Annotated in this window: 15 protein-coding genes; 9 read left to right on the top strand and 6 right to left on the bottom strand. The window is 44.4% G+C overall.

All coding sequences use genetic code 11. From position 1 onward, the window contains the following. Positions 1-55: 55 nt before the first annotated feature. The gene (locus AB4589_RS19450; protein ID WP_009848873.1) at positions 56-478 is read right to left on the bottom strand and encodes a DUF805 domain-containing protein; all 423 of its coding nucleotides are present in this window, start codon (positions 476-478) and stop codon (positions 56-58) included. An 86-nt stretch (positions 479-564) separates the two neighbouring features. Next, positions 565-912 (bottom strand): 5-carboxymethyl-2-hydroxymuconate Delta-isomerase, encoded by a 348-nt coding sequence (locus tag AB4589_RS19455; protein ID WP_004729703.1) that lies wholly within the window; start codon positions 910-912, stop codon positions 565-567. A 249-nt stretch (positions 913-1,161) separates the two neighbouring features. Between AB4589_RS19455 and tpiA the strand changes: the two genes are divergently transcribed. After that, positions 1,162-1,932 carry a triose-phosphate isomerase gene (gene tpiA, locus AB4589_RS19460; protein WP_012604968.1) on the top strand — a complete coding sequence of 257 codons (771 nt, stop codon included), beginning with the start codon at positions 1,162-1,164 and terminating at the stop codon, positions 1,930-1,932. Positions 1,933-2,082: 150 nt separating this feature from the next. Here tpiA and pfkA read toward each other — a convergent pair whose 3' ends face one another. The 3 genes from pfkA to AB4589_RS19475 form a co-directional block, all read right to left on the bottom strand. After that, complete coding sequence (gene pfkA, locus AB4589_RS19465; RefSeq protein WP_009848871.1) at positions 2,083-3,045, bottom strand: 6-phosphofructokinase; 963 nt, start codon at positions 3,043-3,045, stop codon at positions 2,083-2,085. A 316-nt stretch (positions 3,046-3,361) separates the two neighbouring features. Further along, positions 3,362-4,270, bottom strand: coding sequence for a CDF family cation-efflux transporter FieF (fieF, locus tag AB4589_RS19470; protein ID WP_009848870.1), 909 nt, complete (start codon positions 4,268-4,270; stop codon positions 3,362-3,364). Positions 4,271-4,433: 163 nt separating this feature from the next. Next, positions 4,434-4,943 (bottom strand): CpxP family protein, encoded by a 510-nt coding sequence (locus AB4589_RS19475; protein WP_012604971.1) that lies wholly within the window; start codon positions 4,941-4,943, stop codon positions 4,434-4,436. 179 nt (positions 4,944-5,122) lie between these two features. Between AB4589_RS19475 and AB4589_RS19480 the strand changes: the two genes are divergently transcribed. From AB4589_RS19480 to trmL, 4 genes are all read left to right on the top strand, one after another. Then, complete coding sequence (locus tag AB4589_RS19480) at positions 5,123-5,812, top strand: response regulator (RefSeq protein WP_009844719.1); 690 nt, start codon at positions 5,123-5,125, stop codon at positions 5,810-5,812. Beyond that, on the top strand, positions 5,812-7,191 hold the full coding sequence (gene cpxA / locus AB4589_RS19485) for an envelope stress sensor histidine kinase CpxA (protein WP_372101540.1): 1,380 nt from the start codon (positions 5,812-5,814) through the stop codon (positions 7,189-7,191). Before AB4589_RS19480 ends, cpxA begins: the two co-directional genes overlap by 1 nt. Positions 7,192-7,267: 76 nt before the next feature. Next, entirely contained in the window at positions 7,268-7,885 is a 618-nt protein-coding gene (locus AB4589_RS19490; RefSeq protein ID WP_012604973.1) for a superoxide dismutase, read from the top strand. A 77-nt stretch (positions 7,886-7,962) separates the two neighbouring features. Then, positions 7,963-8,442 carry a tRNA (uridine(34)/cytosine(34)/5-carboxymethylaminomethyluridine(34)-2'-O)-methyltransferase TrmL gene (trmL, locus tag AB4589_RS19495; RefSeq protein WP_009844716.1) on the top strand — a complete coding sequence of 160 codons (480 nt, stop codon included), beginning with the start codon at positions 7,963-7,965 and terminating at the stop codon, positions 8,440-8,442. A 136-nt stretch (positions 8,443-8,578) separates the two neighbouring features. Here the strand turns inward: trmL and AB4589_RS19500 are convergent, their stop codons facing one another. Then, positions 8,579-9,103, bottom strand: a complete 525-nt coding sequence (locus AB4589_RS19500) for an FxsA family protein (protein ID WP_012604974.1) — start codon at positions 9,101-9,103, stop codon at positions 8,579-8,581. 284 nt (positions 9,104-9,387) lie between these two features. Between AB4589_RS19500 and aspA the strand changes: the two genes are divergently transcribed. The 4 genes from aspA to arcA all read left to right on the top strand — a co-directional run bounded on the left by aspA (position 9,388) and on the right by arcA (position 16,315). After that, complete coding sequence (gene aspA, locus AB4589_RS19505) at positions 9,388-10,839, top strand: aspartate ammonia-lyase (protein WP_009844714.1); 1,452 nt, start codon at positions 9,388-9,390, stop codon at positions 10,837-10,839. A 181-nt stretch (positions 10,840-11,020) separates the two neighbouring features. Further along, positions 11,021-12,328, top strand: a complete 1,308-nt coding sequence (locus tag AB4589_RS19510) for an anaerobic C4-dicarboxylate transporter (protein WP_009844713.1) — start codon at positions 11,021-11,023, stop codon at positions 12,326-12,328. Positions 12,329-12,838: 510 nt separating this feature from the next. Continuing rightward, entirely contained in the window at positions 12,839-14,287 is a 1,449-nt protein-coding gene (locus AB4589_RS19515; RefSeq protein ID WP_012604975.1) for a YfcC family protein, read from the top strand. A gap of 804 nt (positions 14,288-15,091) precedes the next feature. Continuing rightward, a complete protein-coding gene (gene arcA / locus AB4589_RS19520) occupies positions 15,092-16,315 on the top strand; it encodes an arginine deiminase (RefSeq protein WP_009844709.1) in 1,224 nt (407 codons plus the stop codon). The last annotated feature ends 6 nt before the right edge of the window (positions 16,316-16,321 follow it).

Below are 16,321 nucleotides of genomic sequence, written 5' to 3' on the forward strand. Positions count from 1 at the left end.
TTAACTGATCGGCATTAGCGCAATGCTCCCTTTTTACTGATGAATCATCCAATCTTTAAACTGGATCTTCACCGTAATCATTACGGCCTTCTGTGCCTTTCAACAAACCACACTCAATCAGAATCCATAAGCCACACACTAACGCTGCAACGGTCGCAACCATATGGATTGGCGATACCGGCTCAGTGGTAGTCGCTGCCATTGGCGAAGCCAAACGACCCAGTACTAGGGGCACATTTAGTAGTAACCAGTAATTCGACTTATTGCGGTCGTGCCAGCGCTTAGCGGTGACCGCAAGATCTGGGATCACTAGCAGCAATAGGAATACTGGCAGTAGGATGTAAGAGTAAGCAGGGAACAACACAGAGATACCAGAAGCAAAACCAGTAATCGCTATGTAGTAGAAAATATTCCAAATCCAGTAAGTCTTACGACCAATTCTCCCTTTGAAAGAGAGCAGTAAATCTTTCATCGACATCTTAAAACACTCAAAAATTAATACGCTACCAAAAAGTTAGCAGCAAATAGTTAGTGAATCACTTTTAGTTAGTTGATTATTTTTAGCTAGTTAATCACTTTCTGAAAGCAACTTTTATCCATATCCCGTATGTTGACCGTTAGGCTACGGATATGGCTTGCCTGTTCTTGTAAGGTTTGCATTAACAAACGCGACAATTCTCTTTTCTGTTCTTCAGTACGTCCAGAAAGTAACTCGAAGCTAATATGAACAAAATCTACATTGTCCTCTTCATCACCGACCAACCAGTTATGACAGCGTAGTGAACGAGACTTCACAGAAGGTACATCAAACAAACCACAGTTTAATGTAACTTGATGAAGGTCTTCCAGTAAACCTTGGATATTCACTCGCTCATCCACTGAATTTGAGTACTCTAGAACTAGATTCGGCATTATTACTTCCTATTGTTAACGCAATCGTTTGTCCCTTAATAGCAACTAACGATGAAAAATCCGAGAAGTTAGCTATTATTCTGTCTGCCGGATCACTGATATTTGCTCAAAATCTACTCTGACCATTGAGTAAGATCCAAGAAAGTCATGACCACAGTCATGATCTGTTGATATTATTCTGTTATATTATTTCGTAATAAAGTTTACTTTTTTACATTCGATTTATTTAAATACTTTGGAGATATTCCTATGCGTCATCCTGTAGTTATGGGTAACTGGAAACTAAACGGCAGCAAAGAAATGGTTGTTGATCTACTAAACGGTCTTAACGCTGAACTTGAAGGCGTAACAGGCGTAGACGTAGCAGTTGCTCCACCAGCACTTTTCGTTGATCTTGCTGAGCGTACGCTTACTGAAGCGGGCAGCGCTATCATCCTAGGTGCTCAAAACTCTGACCTAAACAACAGCGGTGCATTCACTGGCGACATGTCTCCAGCAATGCTTAAAGAGTTCGGCGCATCTCACATCATCATCGGTCACTCTGAGCGTCGTGAATACCACGCTGAGTCTGACGAATTCGTTGCTAAGAAATTCGCATTCCTAAAAGAGAACGGCCTAACTCCAGTTCTTTGTATCGGTGAATCTGAAGCACAAAACGAAGCAGGCGAAACTGTTGCTGTATGTGCTCGTCAACTTGACGCTGTTATCAACACTCAAGGTGTTGAAGCTCTTGAAGGCGCTATCATCGCTTACGAACCAATCTGGGCTATCGGTACTGGTAAAGCAGCTACAGCTGAAGATGCACAACGCATCCACGCTCAAATCCGTGCACACATCGCAGAGAAATCTGAAGACGTTGCTAAGAAAGTTGTTATCCAATACGGCGGTTCTGTTAAGCCAGAAAACGCAGCAGCTTACTTCGCACAACCAGACATCGATGGTGCTCTAGTTGGCGGCGCAGCACTTGACGCGAAAAGCTTCGCAGCTATCGCTAAAGCAGCAGCTGAAGCAAAAGCTTAATTTAAACTTCACCGTTTAGATTAGATGAAAGGTCAACTTAGGTTGGCCTTTTTTGTGCCTGCCGTTTGTAAAAACTCAAACGACAGGCACAAAAAAACCGCTGAACAATCAGCGGTTTTTAATATTTTTTAAGCGAACGCTAAGCTTGGCTTAGAATAACTCTTCTGCAACGCGGAACAACTCAGAACGGTCTGGGTTCTGCATGTTCTCGATACAGTCGATGATATCGTGGTGAACAAGAGCTTCTTTCTCGATACCAACACAACGACCACCTTGACCTTCTTGAAGAAGGTGAACAGCGTAGTTGCCCATACGAGAAGCCAGTACACGGTCAAATGCAGTAGGACGACCACCACGTTGAATGTGACCAAGAACGGTTGCGCGAGTCTCACGACCTGTTGCCGTTTCAATCTCTTTAGCCAATTCGTTCGCGTCCATCATTAGTTCAGTTAGAGCGATAATTGCGTGCTTCTTGCCTTTCGCAATACCATCTTGGATATTGCTGATTAGCTGATCTTTATCTAGGCCAGTCTCAGGTGTAATGATGTACTCACAACCACCCGCGATTGCTGACATAAGCGTAAGGTCACCACAGTGACGGCCCATGATTTCAACAATAGAAATACGTTGGTGAGAAGAAGACGTATCACGTAGACGGTCGATTGAATCGATAACAGTGTTAAGCGCAGTTAGGTAACCGATAGTGTAATCAGTACCCGCGATATCATTATCGATTGTGCCTGGAAGACCGATACATGGGTAACCCATCTCAGTCAGTTTCTTAGCACCCATGTAAGAACCGTCACCACCGATAACAACAAGTGCTTCGATACCGTGCTTCTTAAGGTTCTCGATGCCTTTCTCACGAACAGCCACGTCTTTGAACTCAGGGAAACGTGCAGAACCTAAGAAAGTACCACCACGGTTGATCACGTCAGATACGCTTGAACGGTCAAGCTTTTCGATACGGTCTTCCACAAGGCCTTGGTAGCCGTCGTAAATGCCGTAAACTTCAATGCCAACTGATAGCGCAGTACGAACTACACCGCGAACTGCTGCGTTCATGCCTGGAGCGTCACCACCACTGGTCAAAACACCGATCTTCTTAATCATGCTCACCCTCGATTTTTGGGAATCTATTATTCAATTCTTGTTCTTGCTGATTGTATATCAACAAGATTTTAAATCTATATTTGTACGTTATGTTACATTTCCTCAACAGGAATAGCACTTAAATCACGTAAAATTATGTAACATTTCTACTTCTGTAAGAGTATTACAGTTTTACTCAATAACTTTGTTGATTCACATCAGAATCAACATTAATTGTTACTAAGGTGATTTTTGAATCACCTTTGAGTTAGCAATTTTTACTCACTTTAGTTCAAAAGCCATTCACTTGCCATTTGCTGCCTAATTTTTAGACGCATTACCATGAGTGAAATTTCTGCTGCTTCTCTGGGCCAAATACGACCGAATATGGATCTTGATGAATTAATACATCAGCATCAGGGAACACTGAAATAAGCTTGTCCTCTACTTCGTCAGAAATGCGGTGTGCTTCAATCAGTGGGATATTATCTTCGAGTTCTAAATGCAATTGAATGAAACGAACAGGCCCAGAACGGCGCGTTCTTAGTTGATGTACACCCAGTACCCCTTCCACACTCAACGATGCCTCTTTAATTTGCTTGAGCTCTTCATCGGGTAGCTTGTGATCAAGTAGAGATTGCACCGCTTCCATCGCCATTTGGTAAGCACTGTAAAGAATGTAGATGCCGATACCAATCGCGAATACCGAGTCCGCTTGACCGATACCAAACCAGCTCAGTGCTAGCGCCAGCATAATCGCCGCATTCATATAGAGGTCAGATTGATAATGCAGTGAGTCAGCCGCAATGGCTTGGCTACCCGTTTTGCTCACAACATGCTTTTGGAATCGAACCAAACCGAAGGTCATGACCATTGCGAACAAGCTGACATAAATACCAATTTCAGGAGAGTTCAGCTCATGCGGTCGGAAGAAACGTTCAATACCGTTAAGAATAAGGAAACAAGCTGAACCAGAAATAAACATCGCTTGTGCTAATGCAGCAAGAGATTCGGCCTTGCCATGACCAAAGGTATGTTCTTTATCAGCTGGCTGCAGAGAGTAACGAACCACCACAAGGTTGACGACAGAAGCGGCGATATCCAACAGTGAGTCAACAACAGAAGCTAATAAACTGACTGAGCCTGTCACCCACCACGCTGCAACCTTCACAACCAATAATATGGAGGCAATGATGGTGGCAGCCCAAGCGGCGAGCGTAACTAAACGTGCGTATTCTTGTTTCATAAATTGGCTATAAAGTGACTGATAGCACAAAGTATAACCCGCAAAACACCGCTTGAATATGACAGCTAGGATCTAATACATTCATTTTAAAGATCAAAAAAAGCGGCACTAGGCCGCTTCTTTCTAAACACTTTCAATCAATCCAGCTTTTTCAAACCATGAATTACTTGTCTTTGTTCATGCGTTTTTCCATTTTGTCCGCACATTTAGCCATGCGATCTTGCTGGATTTCTTTCAGTTGAGTCTTCTGTTCAGGTGTTAGTACGCTCATCATTTGATGTTGCTTCTTCAGCATGGTTAAACGACGCTCTGTTTGCTTCTCTACCATTTGGCTTGCTAGGTCGTTTGCCGCCGCTTCATCAAAGGTATCGGCTAGAACTAAATCTTGAACTTTCTCGTGGTGCGCTTTCATCTGCGCCATCTTGTCCGCTTTATTACCTGAATGCTTTGCTTTCATCTCAGCACGGTTCGCTTCACGCATCTCTTTTAGCTCTGCTTTTTGAGCATCCGTCAGATCCAGTTGACGCATCACTTTTTTGTCAAAGCCGCCACACTTGCCGTGCATGCCTTTGTGGTCACCTTTATCGCCACCGCCATATGCGAACGCGCTTGCTGTACCTAACATAAGTGGAAGTGCCGCAGCTACTAGTACAAGTTTCTTAGTCATTTTCATAATTTTTGCCTCAATTCGGTATAATCAGTCATGTGTTGCGTTTGTTTTCAGCGCTTAGATATAGATTAGTCTTTCCCTCGTAAAGCGACGTTTAGAAAGCGTAAAGAATCGTAAAGAGTGAAAGTTGACGAATAATTAGCAGTATTATTAACCTATAAACAACTGATTAAGGCTTCCCAATGGCGAACATTCTTCTTATTGATGACGACACCGAGCTAACCGGCTTACTTAAAGACATACTGAGCTTTGAGGGATTCACTGTTTCCGAAGCCAACGACGGCTATGCGGGGTTGGAAGCTATCAATGATGAGATAGATTTGATTCTTTTGGACGTGATGATGCCGCGCCTTAACGGTATGGAAACGCTAAAGAAACTAAGAGAAAATTGGGAAACGCCAGTACTGATGCTGACAGCTAAAGGTGAAGAGATCGACCGTGTTATTGGCCTTGAGCTTGGCGCAGATGATTACTTGCCAAAGCCTTTCAGTGACCGAGAGCTGCTCGCTCGTATTCGTGCCATCTTACGTAGAACGCAGATCAACACCGCTCCTAAAGCAGCCAGTGATAAGATTCAATATCAAGACATTGAAGTATTTCCAGGTAAACAAGAAGCTTATTGTAATGGCCAGCTTATCGATCTTACCACCACCGAGTTCGCTTTGCTGAGTCACCTAATCCAGAACCCAGGGCAAGTGATCACCAAGGAAGCGTTGAGTTTGGATGTTCTGGGTAAAAGGCTTGCAGCATTTGACCGTGCGATAGACATGCACATATCCAACCTGCGTAAAAAAATTCCAGAACGCAGTGACGGTAAATCACGCATCAAAACCTTACGAGGCCGTGGCTACTTATTGGTAGAGGAAGATTAATGCGTATACCTAAAATCACCAGCTTATATGGACGTATCTTTGCTATCTTTTGGTTCACCATGTTACTGGTGCTTTTGTCGGTGCTGTCACTTCCCCATTTAGACCCTCGAGTCGCGCGCGATGTGCCTGCCGATCATCTCGATAAACTCGAGCGTATCGCTAAAATCACAGAGAAACGCTACGCCAAAGAACCAAATCTGGGCAAGATTGTCTTCCAACTTGAGGCACCACGCAGCCGCAAGGATTCTCGCGCTCGCATCTATCTGACCGATCTTGAGGGCGCAGTCCTTACCTCGAAAAGGCATTCAGACTACAAACTTAAAGCGATTCGCAACTTTGTTACCTCGATAGATAACCCTGAAGTGCCTAAACAAAAACTGTACGGACACTACATGGTGGCAGGTCCTGTACCCATCAAACTCGCGGGTGAAGAGTTGTTGATGTACGCCGGAATAAAGTGGACTCAACCACCTCCGTTCTTGTTACGCCTGTTTGATAGACCTCTGCAGTTACTGCTTGCGGTTATGCTGGCGAGTACCCCGCTATTGCTTTGGCTAGCTTGGGCACTGAGTCAACCCGCTCGCAGGCTAGAACGCGCGGCACAACGCGTGGCGAAAGGTCAATTCGAGGTCGATCCAACACTCGAAAAAGGTACTTCAGAGTTCAGACAAGCTGGTGAAAGCTTTAACCAGATGGTAGAAGCGGTAAACCAGATGATTTCGGGGCAACAACGCCTGCTCTCTGATATCTCACACGAGCTCCGCTCGCCACTGACACGTCTTCGCATGGCCAATGCTCTTGCGATTCGTAAACAGGGTGAGAGCCAAGAGTTAGAACGTATTGATATGGAAGCTCAGCGATTAGAGCAAATGATCAGTGAGCTACTGACGCTATCACGCATGCAGGTCGACAGCCATATTACTCGTGAGGTTCAGCCTATTTCGAGCTTATGGGAAGAGATTTTAAAAGATGCAGAATTTGAAGCTGAACAGATGGGTAAATTACTGACGTTTTCAGAGATCCCAGACCGTTCTATTTCGGGTAACCCTAAGCTACTGATGAGTGCCTTGGACAATATTACGCGCAATGCTATCTACTACGGTAAAGACCAAGTCGATGTGCAATTCGATGTTGTCCAAGATCGGCTGACGATTTGCGTCAATGATAATGGCGATGGTGTGCCTGATGACGAACTGGATTCTATCTTTAGACCTTTCTACCGAGTTTCAACGGCGCGAGATCGTAACTCTGGCGGCACAGGGCTTGGCCTAACCATTACAGAGAGTGCGATTCGTCAACACAGCGGAACCATCACTGCAAGCCGTAGCCAGCTCGGTGGATTACAACTCAAAATCACCCTGCCTATCCTGCCAGTGTAATACCCCTACAAAGATCACAGTTGATAATGATTTCCATTATCATTATGGTAAGTCCTCTAATTAAGGAGGATTTACCATGTCACACTCTTTTCCTGCTCTACCCTACGCCTACGACGCCCTAGAACCTTACATTGACGCTAAGACGATGGAAGTGCACTACAGCAAGCACCATAGAACCTACTACGATAAGTTTGTTGCGGCGATTTCTGGCAGTGAACTTGAGCAGCAATCTCTGACCGAGATCTTCGCTAACATCTCTCAGCACAGCCCTGCCGTTCGCAACAATGGCGGCGGTTACTACAACCATATTTTATATTGGAACTGCATGGCTCAAGATGGCGGGGGTGAACCAGCAGGTAAACTTGGCGACGCGATCCAAAGTACTTTCGGAGATTTCGAGACGTTCCAAGATCAGTTCGCTCAAGCGGCAATCAATACCTTCGGTTCAGGCTTTGCTTGGTTGGTAGTAGAAGAAGGACAATTGAAAATCATCTCGACCTCAAACCAAGACAACCCGTGGATGGATACCATCGCCAGCAACGGTGAGCCGATTCTTGCACTGGATGTCTGGGAACACGCCTACTACATCAGCTACCAAAACCGTCGCCCTGATTACATCAACGCATGGTGGAACGTGGTGAATTGGAATGCGGTTTCTGAAAACTACGCACAAGCACTCGCGAATAAAGCGTAAGCCAATGGTGGTGAACTGTACTCACTCAGCTTGCCACCGTATACTCTGGCTATCTTTGATTATTCTTGTGAACCAACATGTTTGATATCGCTCTATACGAACCTGAAATTGCGCCCAATACGGGTAACATCATCCGCCTATGTGCTAACTGCGGCGCAAACCTGCACCTGATTGAGCCGCTTGGCTTTGATTTTGAAGAGAAGAAAGTTCGTCGTGCTGGCTTGGATTACCACGACCTAGCGCGTGTTAAGCGTCACAAGAACCTAGAAGCCTTTCTTGAGTATCTAGAGAATGAACGCGAGGGTGACTTCCGCATCTTTGCTTGCACGACAAAGACCACAGGTCACCACGTGGATGCGAAATTCCAACAAGGTGATGTGTTGATGTTTGGCCCTGAGACACGTGGCCTGCCTGCAGAGTTCATCGAAAGCATGCCAATGGAACAACGCATTCGTATTCCAATGATGCCAGATGCGCGTAGCCTCAACCTATCTAACGCGGTTGCTATTATTGCATTCGAAGCGTGGCGACAAATGGGCTTTGAAGGCGCGGTATAACCGAACGCTCCCCCCCTGCTAGCAATAAAAAAGGCTCTTACCATTATCACTTTCTTGCGAAGGATAAAGGTAAAAGCCTTTTCTGTTTTTCCCTCTATATAAAGAAGAGATAAAAACAAAGAAGAGAAAAAACGGATTAGTTTAAGCGGTTACGATCGTTGTCATCGTCTTTCTTCTCAAATTCACCCTCAAAGGTGTTGCCGTCTTTTGATTGGTCTGATGGGTCGCGATTGAATGGGTCTTGTCCAAATGGGCTCTGACCAAAACCAGCCTGTCCACCCGCATGGAAACCGCCAGACATATTGGTCACCACCATTTTTTCCATCATTTTCTTAGCAATCATCGCTCTTGGTGCTGGTAGCAATACCAACATACCGAGTGCGTCCGTCATAAAGCCAGGAGTCAGCAGCAATACACCAGCAACCGCAAGCATCACGCCTTCAAGAATCTGTTGTGCTGGCATTTCGCCTTGTTGTAATCGACCTTGCACAGACATAAGTGTTTGAATGCCTTGGCTACGAACAAGCGATGCACCAACAAATGCAGTAATCAAAACCAACGCAATAGTTGGCCACAATCCTAAGAAGCCACCAACTTGAATAAATAGCCCAATCTCAATGATGGGTACGAAGATAAATAGTAATAATAAGATAGGAAACACACGCCCTCCTTTGTTACATCCAGTTTACGCTGAAAGCCCTATCAATCTCAAATTTATCCTGTAAATAAGCGTGTTTATTGACCGAGAATAACTTTGCAAAATATTGACGAAACAAAACCGAAAAAGGTGATCAACTTAATATTTTTATGCGCTAAGTACAGTATCATGTGCCACATAAGTCAGGACGGATTTATCAGCCCAATATTCTAGCGAACGGAGTATTTGCACACAGAATAGGCTAATAACTAACTATATAATCAGAATAATTCTCTAAGGATCCTGTTATGGCTAATCTATCAGAAGCTCAAGTTGAAGCTCCTCAAGCTACTCGTCTCGAAGAAGATCTACTAGGTCAACGTCATGTTCCGGCTGATGCTTACTACGGCATCCACACTCTACGCGCAGTTGAAAACTTCAACATCTCAAATGTAACGATCTCAGATGTACCTGAATTCGTTCGCGGTATGGTGATGACAAAAAAAGCAGCGGCTTTAGCAAACAAAGAGTTAGGTGTAATCCCAAGCGAAGTAGCTAAATACATCATCGAAGCTTGTGACCTCATTCTAGACACTGGTAAGTGCATGGATCAGTTCCCATCGGATGTATTCCAAGGTGGTGCTGGTACTTCTGTAAACATGAATGCTAACGAAGTAGTGGCAAACGTGGCTCTTGAACTTATGGGCAAAGAAAAAGGCCAATATGAGTTCATCAACCCAAATGACCATGTAAACCGCAGCCAATCAACTAACTGTGCTTACCCTACAGGTTTCCGTATCTCTGTTTACAACAGCGTTCGTAAACTGATCGATGCTATCGAATACCTAAAAGGTGCATTTGAGCTTAAGAGCCAAGAATTCAACACAATTTTGAAAATGGGTCGTACTCAACTTCAAGATGCTGTGCCTATGACGGTTGGCCAAGAGTTCCACGCTTGGGCTGTAACCATCAACGAAGAAATCAAAAACCTAGAATACACTTCAAAACTACTGCTTGAAGTTAACCTAGGCGCAACAGCTATCGGTACTGGTCTGAACGCAGCTCCGGGTTACCAAGGCCTAGCAGTTAAGCACCTAGCAGAAGTAACGGGCTTAGAGTGTGTAGCGGCTGAAGATCTTATCGAAGCAACATCTGACTGTGGCGCATACGTAATGACGCACGGTGCACTTAAGCGCCTAGCGGTTAAACTGTCTAAGATTTGTAACGACTTACGTCTTCTTTCTTCAGGCCCACGCACTGGCTTTAACGAACTAAACCTACCTGAACTGCAAGCAGGCTCTTCAATCATGCCAGCTAAAGTAAACCCAGTAGTGCCTGAAGTAGTAAACCAAGTTTGCTTTAAAGTTCTAGGTAACGACAACACGGTTTCTTTCGCAGCAGAAGGCGGTCAGCTTCAACTGAACGTAATGGAACCTGTTATCGCACAAAGCATGTTTGAGTCTCTAGACATTCTAACAAACGCATGTGTGAACCTACGCGACAAGTGTGTAGACGGCATTACTGTGAACAAAGAAGTGTGTGAATCTCACGTATTTAACTCTATCGGTATCGTCACTTACCTAAACCCATACATTGGCCACCACGAGGGTGATGTTGTTGGTAAGATCTGTGCAGAAACAGGTAAAAGTGTTCGTGATGTGGTTCTAGAGCGCGGGTTATTAACCGAAGAAGAACTTGATGACATTTTCTCTGTTGAAAATTTGATGCATCCTCAGTATAAAGCAAAACGCTACGAATAACGTTAGCGAAAAAGGGCTCCAAAGGGAGCCCTTTTTTAGGCTCCAATACGGTTAACCATGTTAATTTTGTGGATTTCTATTGGTTGCACTTTTGCGAAATAGAATCTAAACCATAGAACTATTATGTGAACATTCCAGCGGCGAATGTTCACATAATAAAATCTAAAATGAGGTGTTACTTATGATTGCAGTAGAACTATTTGTCGTCCTGCTCTTTATCTTTTTGGGGGCCAGAATTGGCGGTATCGGTATTGGTTTTGCCGGTGGTGCTGGTGTTATTGCCCTTTCACTGATTCTTGGCGTTCCGACAAGCCAGTCTTTCATCCCGATCGACGTAATCTTGATCATCATGTCGGTTATCACCGCAATTGCTGCTATGCAGGTTGCGGGCGGTATGGACTGGTTGGTACAAATTGCAGAAAACTTTTTGCGTAAACACCCTGAACGCATCACCTTTTACGCGCCGATTGTGACCTTTGTAATGACACTAATGGCCGGTACTGGTCACACAGCATTCTCTACGCTTCCTGTAATCGCAGAAGTAGCGAAAGGCCAAGGTGTTCGTCCTTCTCGTCCACTGTCTATCGCAGTTGTCGCCTCTCAAATTGCTATCACAGCTTCGCCAATCTCGGCTGCCGTTGTCGCTTTCGCAGCAATGCTGGCACCCTTTGGTGTTGATTACCTAACGCTATTGATGGTTTGTATCCCAACAACCTTCATCGCTTGTATGGTTGGTGCGGTTGTTGCTAACTACATGGGTAGCGAACTGAAAGACGATCCTGTTTACCAAGAACGTCTAGAGAAAGGTCTAATCAAACTGGCGACAGAAGAGAAACGTGAAATTCTACCAACAGCGAAGAGAGCAACGTACATCTTCCTAGCAGCGATTGGTTTCGTGGTTTGCTACGCAGCGGCTATCTCTAGCTCTGTTGGCCTAATTGAAAACCCAGCGCTTGGTCGTAACGAAGCGATCATGTCTGTGATGCTAGCAGCAGCAGCGGCTATCGTGATGTTCACTAAGATTGATGCTGCGAAGATTTCTTCAGCGCCAACATTCCGCTCTGGTATGACAGCGTGTGTTTGTGTACTTGGTGTAGCTTGGTTAGGTTCAACGTTTGTAAACGCACACGTTGCTGAGATCAAAGACGTAGCAGGTGCTCTACTGGCTGACTACCCATGGATGCTGGCTCTTGTTTTGTTCTTCGCTTCTATGCTGCTTTACTCTCAAGGCGCAACAACAGTTGCACTAATGCCTGCAGCTCTAGCGATTGGCGTAGCACCACTAACAGCCGTGGCTTCTTTTGCTGCAGTAAGTGCACTGTTCGTACTTCCAACTTACCCTACGCTACTGGCAGCGGTTGAGATGGATGACACAGGCTCAACGCGTATTGGTAAGTACGTATTTAATCACCCATTCTTCATTCCTGGTGTGGTAACAATCAGTACAGCGGTTGCACTCGGCTTCGCATTTGGCGGCCTATTCATCTAGTAATCACTAATGTTCTAAACTAAAAAAGGAAGCTTCGGCTTCCTTTTTTGTTTTCTGCTCAATGTGTTATTTGATACACGTCAAATAACCGTTATAAAATTCAAAAACCAATTAAAAATAAAGTTTGAATAAAATTCCAGGATTATTCAGGCCATTAATTAGGAATGCCTACCCAGTCAATCTCCCTTTGATTTACCGTCATCCCCATCGAATATTAATCCAAGCTAACTAACCAAAAAACCTTGCCAATTTTCTGCCATTTTTCAGCCCTTTCATTAGCCATTATTTTTGTGAACAGCACCAAACTTAAATACTGACGTAAGGAATAAAATAACCGCAGCTAAATTAAATCTAACTTCATTTGGATTGGTAAATATAAAAACAACCTTAATTTAAAGTCAGCAATTTTATATCGTTGAGTGCTTTATAAGCGTCCGTGTATTTACAATCTATAAATCATTAGTCGCTAATTCACATCACTTCTATTTAAGATGATGTAAGGAGATAGCCATGACAACTCAAACGATACCAAGCGAGAAAAAAAAGGGCGGCTTCTTTGCCAACTTTAAATTTCCTTCTGCCTACACCATTCTATTTATTCTGATTGCGTTCGTCGCGCTGCTTACCTGGATTGTTCCAGCAGGCCAATACGACCGTGCAATGAATGAAGAGCTAGGCCGAGAAGTCCCCGTAACCGGAACCTATCAAGCGGTAGAAGGTAACCCTCAAGGCGTGATTGATGTACTGCTAGCGCCTATTGATGGCTTCTACGACCACAATAGCTATGAAGCAGCGGCTATCGACGTTTCGCTGTTCATCTTAATCATTGGTGGCTTCTTAGGACTAGTAACCAAAACAGGTGCCATTGATGCTGGTATCGAGCGCGTTACCGCCCGCTTAGAAGGGCGAGAAGAGTTGATGATACCAATACTGATGGCACTGTTTGCCGCCGGTGGTACTGTCTACGGCATGGCGGAAGAATCACTGCCATTCTATACATTACTAGTACCAGTAATGATGGCAGCTCGCTTTGACCCTCTAGTTGCGGCTGCGACGGTATTGCTTGGCGCAGGGATTGGGGTGCTAGGCTCTACCATTAACCCATTCGCGACCGTTATTGCTGCCAACGCCTCTGGTATTCCATTTACCGACGGTATAGCGCTGCGTATTGGAATGCTGATTATTGGTTGGGGTATCTGTGTCGCCTACGTCATGCGCTACGCAAGAATGGTACAAGCCGATCCAACAACATCGATTGTTTACGACAAATACGAAGAGAACAAAGCGCACTTCCTTGGCAACGCAAGTGGTGAAAAACTGGAGTTCACCGCGACTCGTAAACTGATCCTAGCCATTTTTGGTGGCTCTTTCGCTGTGATGATTTACGGTGTATCCGTTGCTGGATGGTGGATGGCAGAGATCTCCGCGATGTTCTTAGCAGCGACTATTATTGTCGGTATTGTGTCTCGCATGAGCGAGGAAGAGTTCACAACTAGCTTCATTGACGGTGCTCGAGACCTACTAGGCGTTGCGCTTATCATAGGTATCGCACGTGGTATCGTAGTCGTAATGGACCGCGGTATGATCACCGACACTATTCTTTTCTCAGCAGAACAAATGGTGACTGGCCTTTCTTCAGTTGTCTTCATTAACGTGATGTTCTTCTTAGAAATTCTACTGTCATTCTTAGTACCTTCGACCTCTGGTCTAGCAGTGCTGACTATGCCAATCATGGCGCCATTAGCCGATTTTGCTGGCGTAGGTCGTGACCTTGTTATCACCGCTTACCAATCAGCATCTGGCTTGGTCAACTTAATCACTCCAACCTCTGCAGTGGTAATGGGCGGCTTGGCGATTGCTCGTGTCCCTTACGTGCGCTGGGTTAAATGGGTGATGCCATTAATCGGAATCTTGATGGTGTTCTGCATCGTTGTACTAAGTATTGGTGCGCTTATCTAAAACCTACACACCACCTTCTCGTTCAAAGCCGCTTTCTTAGCGGCTTTTTTATTGCTATCTCCCTCAGAGCCAGTCCCCAAAACAACCTCACGAGCTGCACACACTCTATTTTAAGCCTCTCTATAGCCAACCTCATCAGCCAACCTTAAACAATCCAAGGACACCTTCGACAAAGCGTAAATCAACGTTTTAATATTGATGTTAAGGCTAATAAAAAATAATCCATTCCTCTCCATTATGTTTATAAAGATATTTAGTCATTTATTAACGTTAATTATATTTAAAGTTATTCACCTTGTAATAACCAAAGGGGAAACAAAAGCTATTTTTATAGAAAACTGGCTTAAAAAAACCAATTATAAAGTGTGACCACAACAGCTTTATTCGCATTTATTTTGTTAATAAATAATTAATTTCACATCCAAAATTAAATATCTAAATAGAAACTTTGCATACTTCCAAGCTAAGTACATTCTTATCAATAAAACTATTATGCATATAATCCCTAACAATTTTGATTCTAGGAAGGTTCATCAAAAAATCGTGCATAAAGTTCCCTAACAGCTAACTATTTAGAATGTAATCGTCATGGCTAAAAGTGCATAAAGTTTGTTAAAACCCTTAATTTTAAAGGGCTGCGGGATAAAAAACGATTTGTGATAGATCTCTAAGAATACCTGACTAGCAGGCGTAATATTAATTCCAGACAAGAGATATGAATAAAATAATTCATTATTCTCCACTGAAAATAAATAATTACTCTTAGCGATAAAAGTAATTCAAATATATAAGAGAGAGACGATCATGAGTAAGTTCTATGTAGGTTCTGAAATAGGTCAATTGCGCCGCGTTCTAGTTCACCGCCCAAGACGCGCACTGACTCACCTAACACCCTCTAACTGTCACGATTTACTATTTGATGACGTACTGGCTGTTGAGCGCGCAGGTAAAGAGCATGACGCATTTACTAAAACGCTACGTGATCAGGGTGTTGAAGTTCTTCTTCTTACTGACCTACTAGCAGACACACTAGCAGTGCCAGAAGCGAAAGACTGGCTACTAAGCTGCCAGGTATCTGATTACCGTTTGGGTAAAACATTCGCCAATGATGTGCGCTGCTACTTGGGCGACTTACCAAACTTAGAGCTAGCAAAAATCCTAACGGGCGGTCTGTCTTACGCTGAAATGCCAATGAAATCATCTTCAATGATGCAAGGCATGCACGCACCAACTGACTTCATTATCGAACCTCTACCAAACCACCTATTTACTCGTGACACATCTTGCTGGGTATACGGTGGCGTATCTATCAACCCGATGGCGAAACCTGCTCGTCAACGTGAAACAAACCACGTTCGCGCTATTTACCGCTGGCACCCAACATTCGCAGGCGAAGACTTCATTAAATACTTCGGTGATGAAGAAAACATCAACTACGACAACTCAACAATCGAAGGTGGTGACGTTCTTGTTCTCGGCCGTGGCGCGGTTCTTATCGGTATGTCTGAGCGTACAACAGCACAAGGTGTTGAACACTTAGCGTCTAGCCTATTCAAACACGGTCAAGCGACACAAGTTATCGCAATGCAGCTACCAAAACACCGTTCTTGCATGCACTTAGACACCGTGATGACTCACATGAACGAAGATACGTTCTCTGTTTACCCTGAAGTGGTAAGTAAAGACGTGCAGTGCTGGAACCTAACTGGCGATGAGTCAGGCGCAGTAAAAGTGAAAGAAGAAGGCTACTTCGTAACAGCTATCGAAAAAGCACTTGGCGTAGACAAGCTAAACCTAATCACAACGGGTGGCGACAACTTCCATGCAGAACGTGAGCAGTGGAACGATGCAAACAACGTTCTAACGGTTAAACCTGGCGTCGTTATTGGCTACGAAGGCAACACATACACCAACGAAAAATACGACAAAGCAGGCATCACGGTTCTTCCGATTCCAGGAGACGAACTTGGTCGCGGTCGCGGTGGTGCACGCTGCATGAGCTGCCCAATTGAGCGTGATGGTATCTAATCACTA

The organism is Vibrio sp. 10N.222.49.A3 (genome assembly GCF_041475145.1).
Lineage (GTDB): Bacteria > Pseudomonadota > Gammaproteobacteria > Enterobacterales > Vibrionaceae > Vibrio > Vibrio tasmaniensis_A.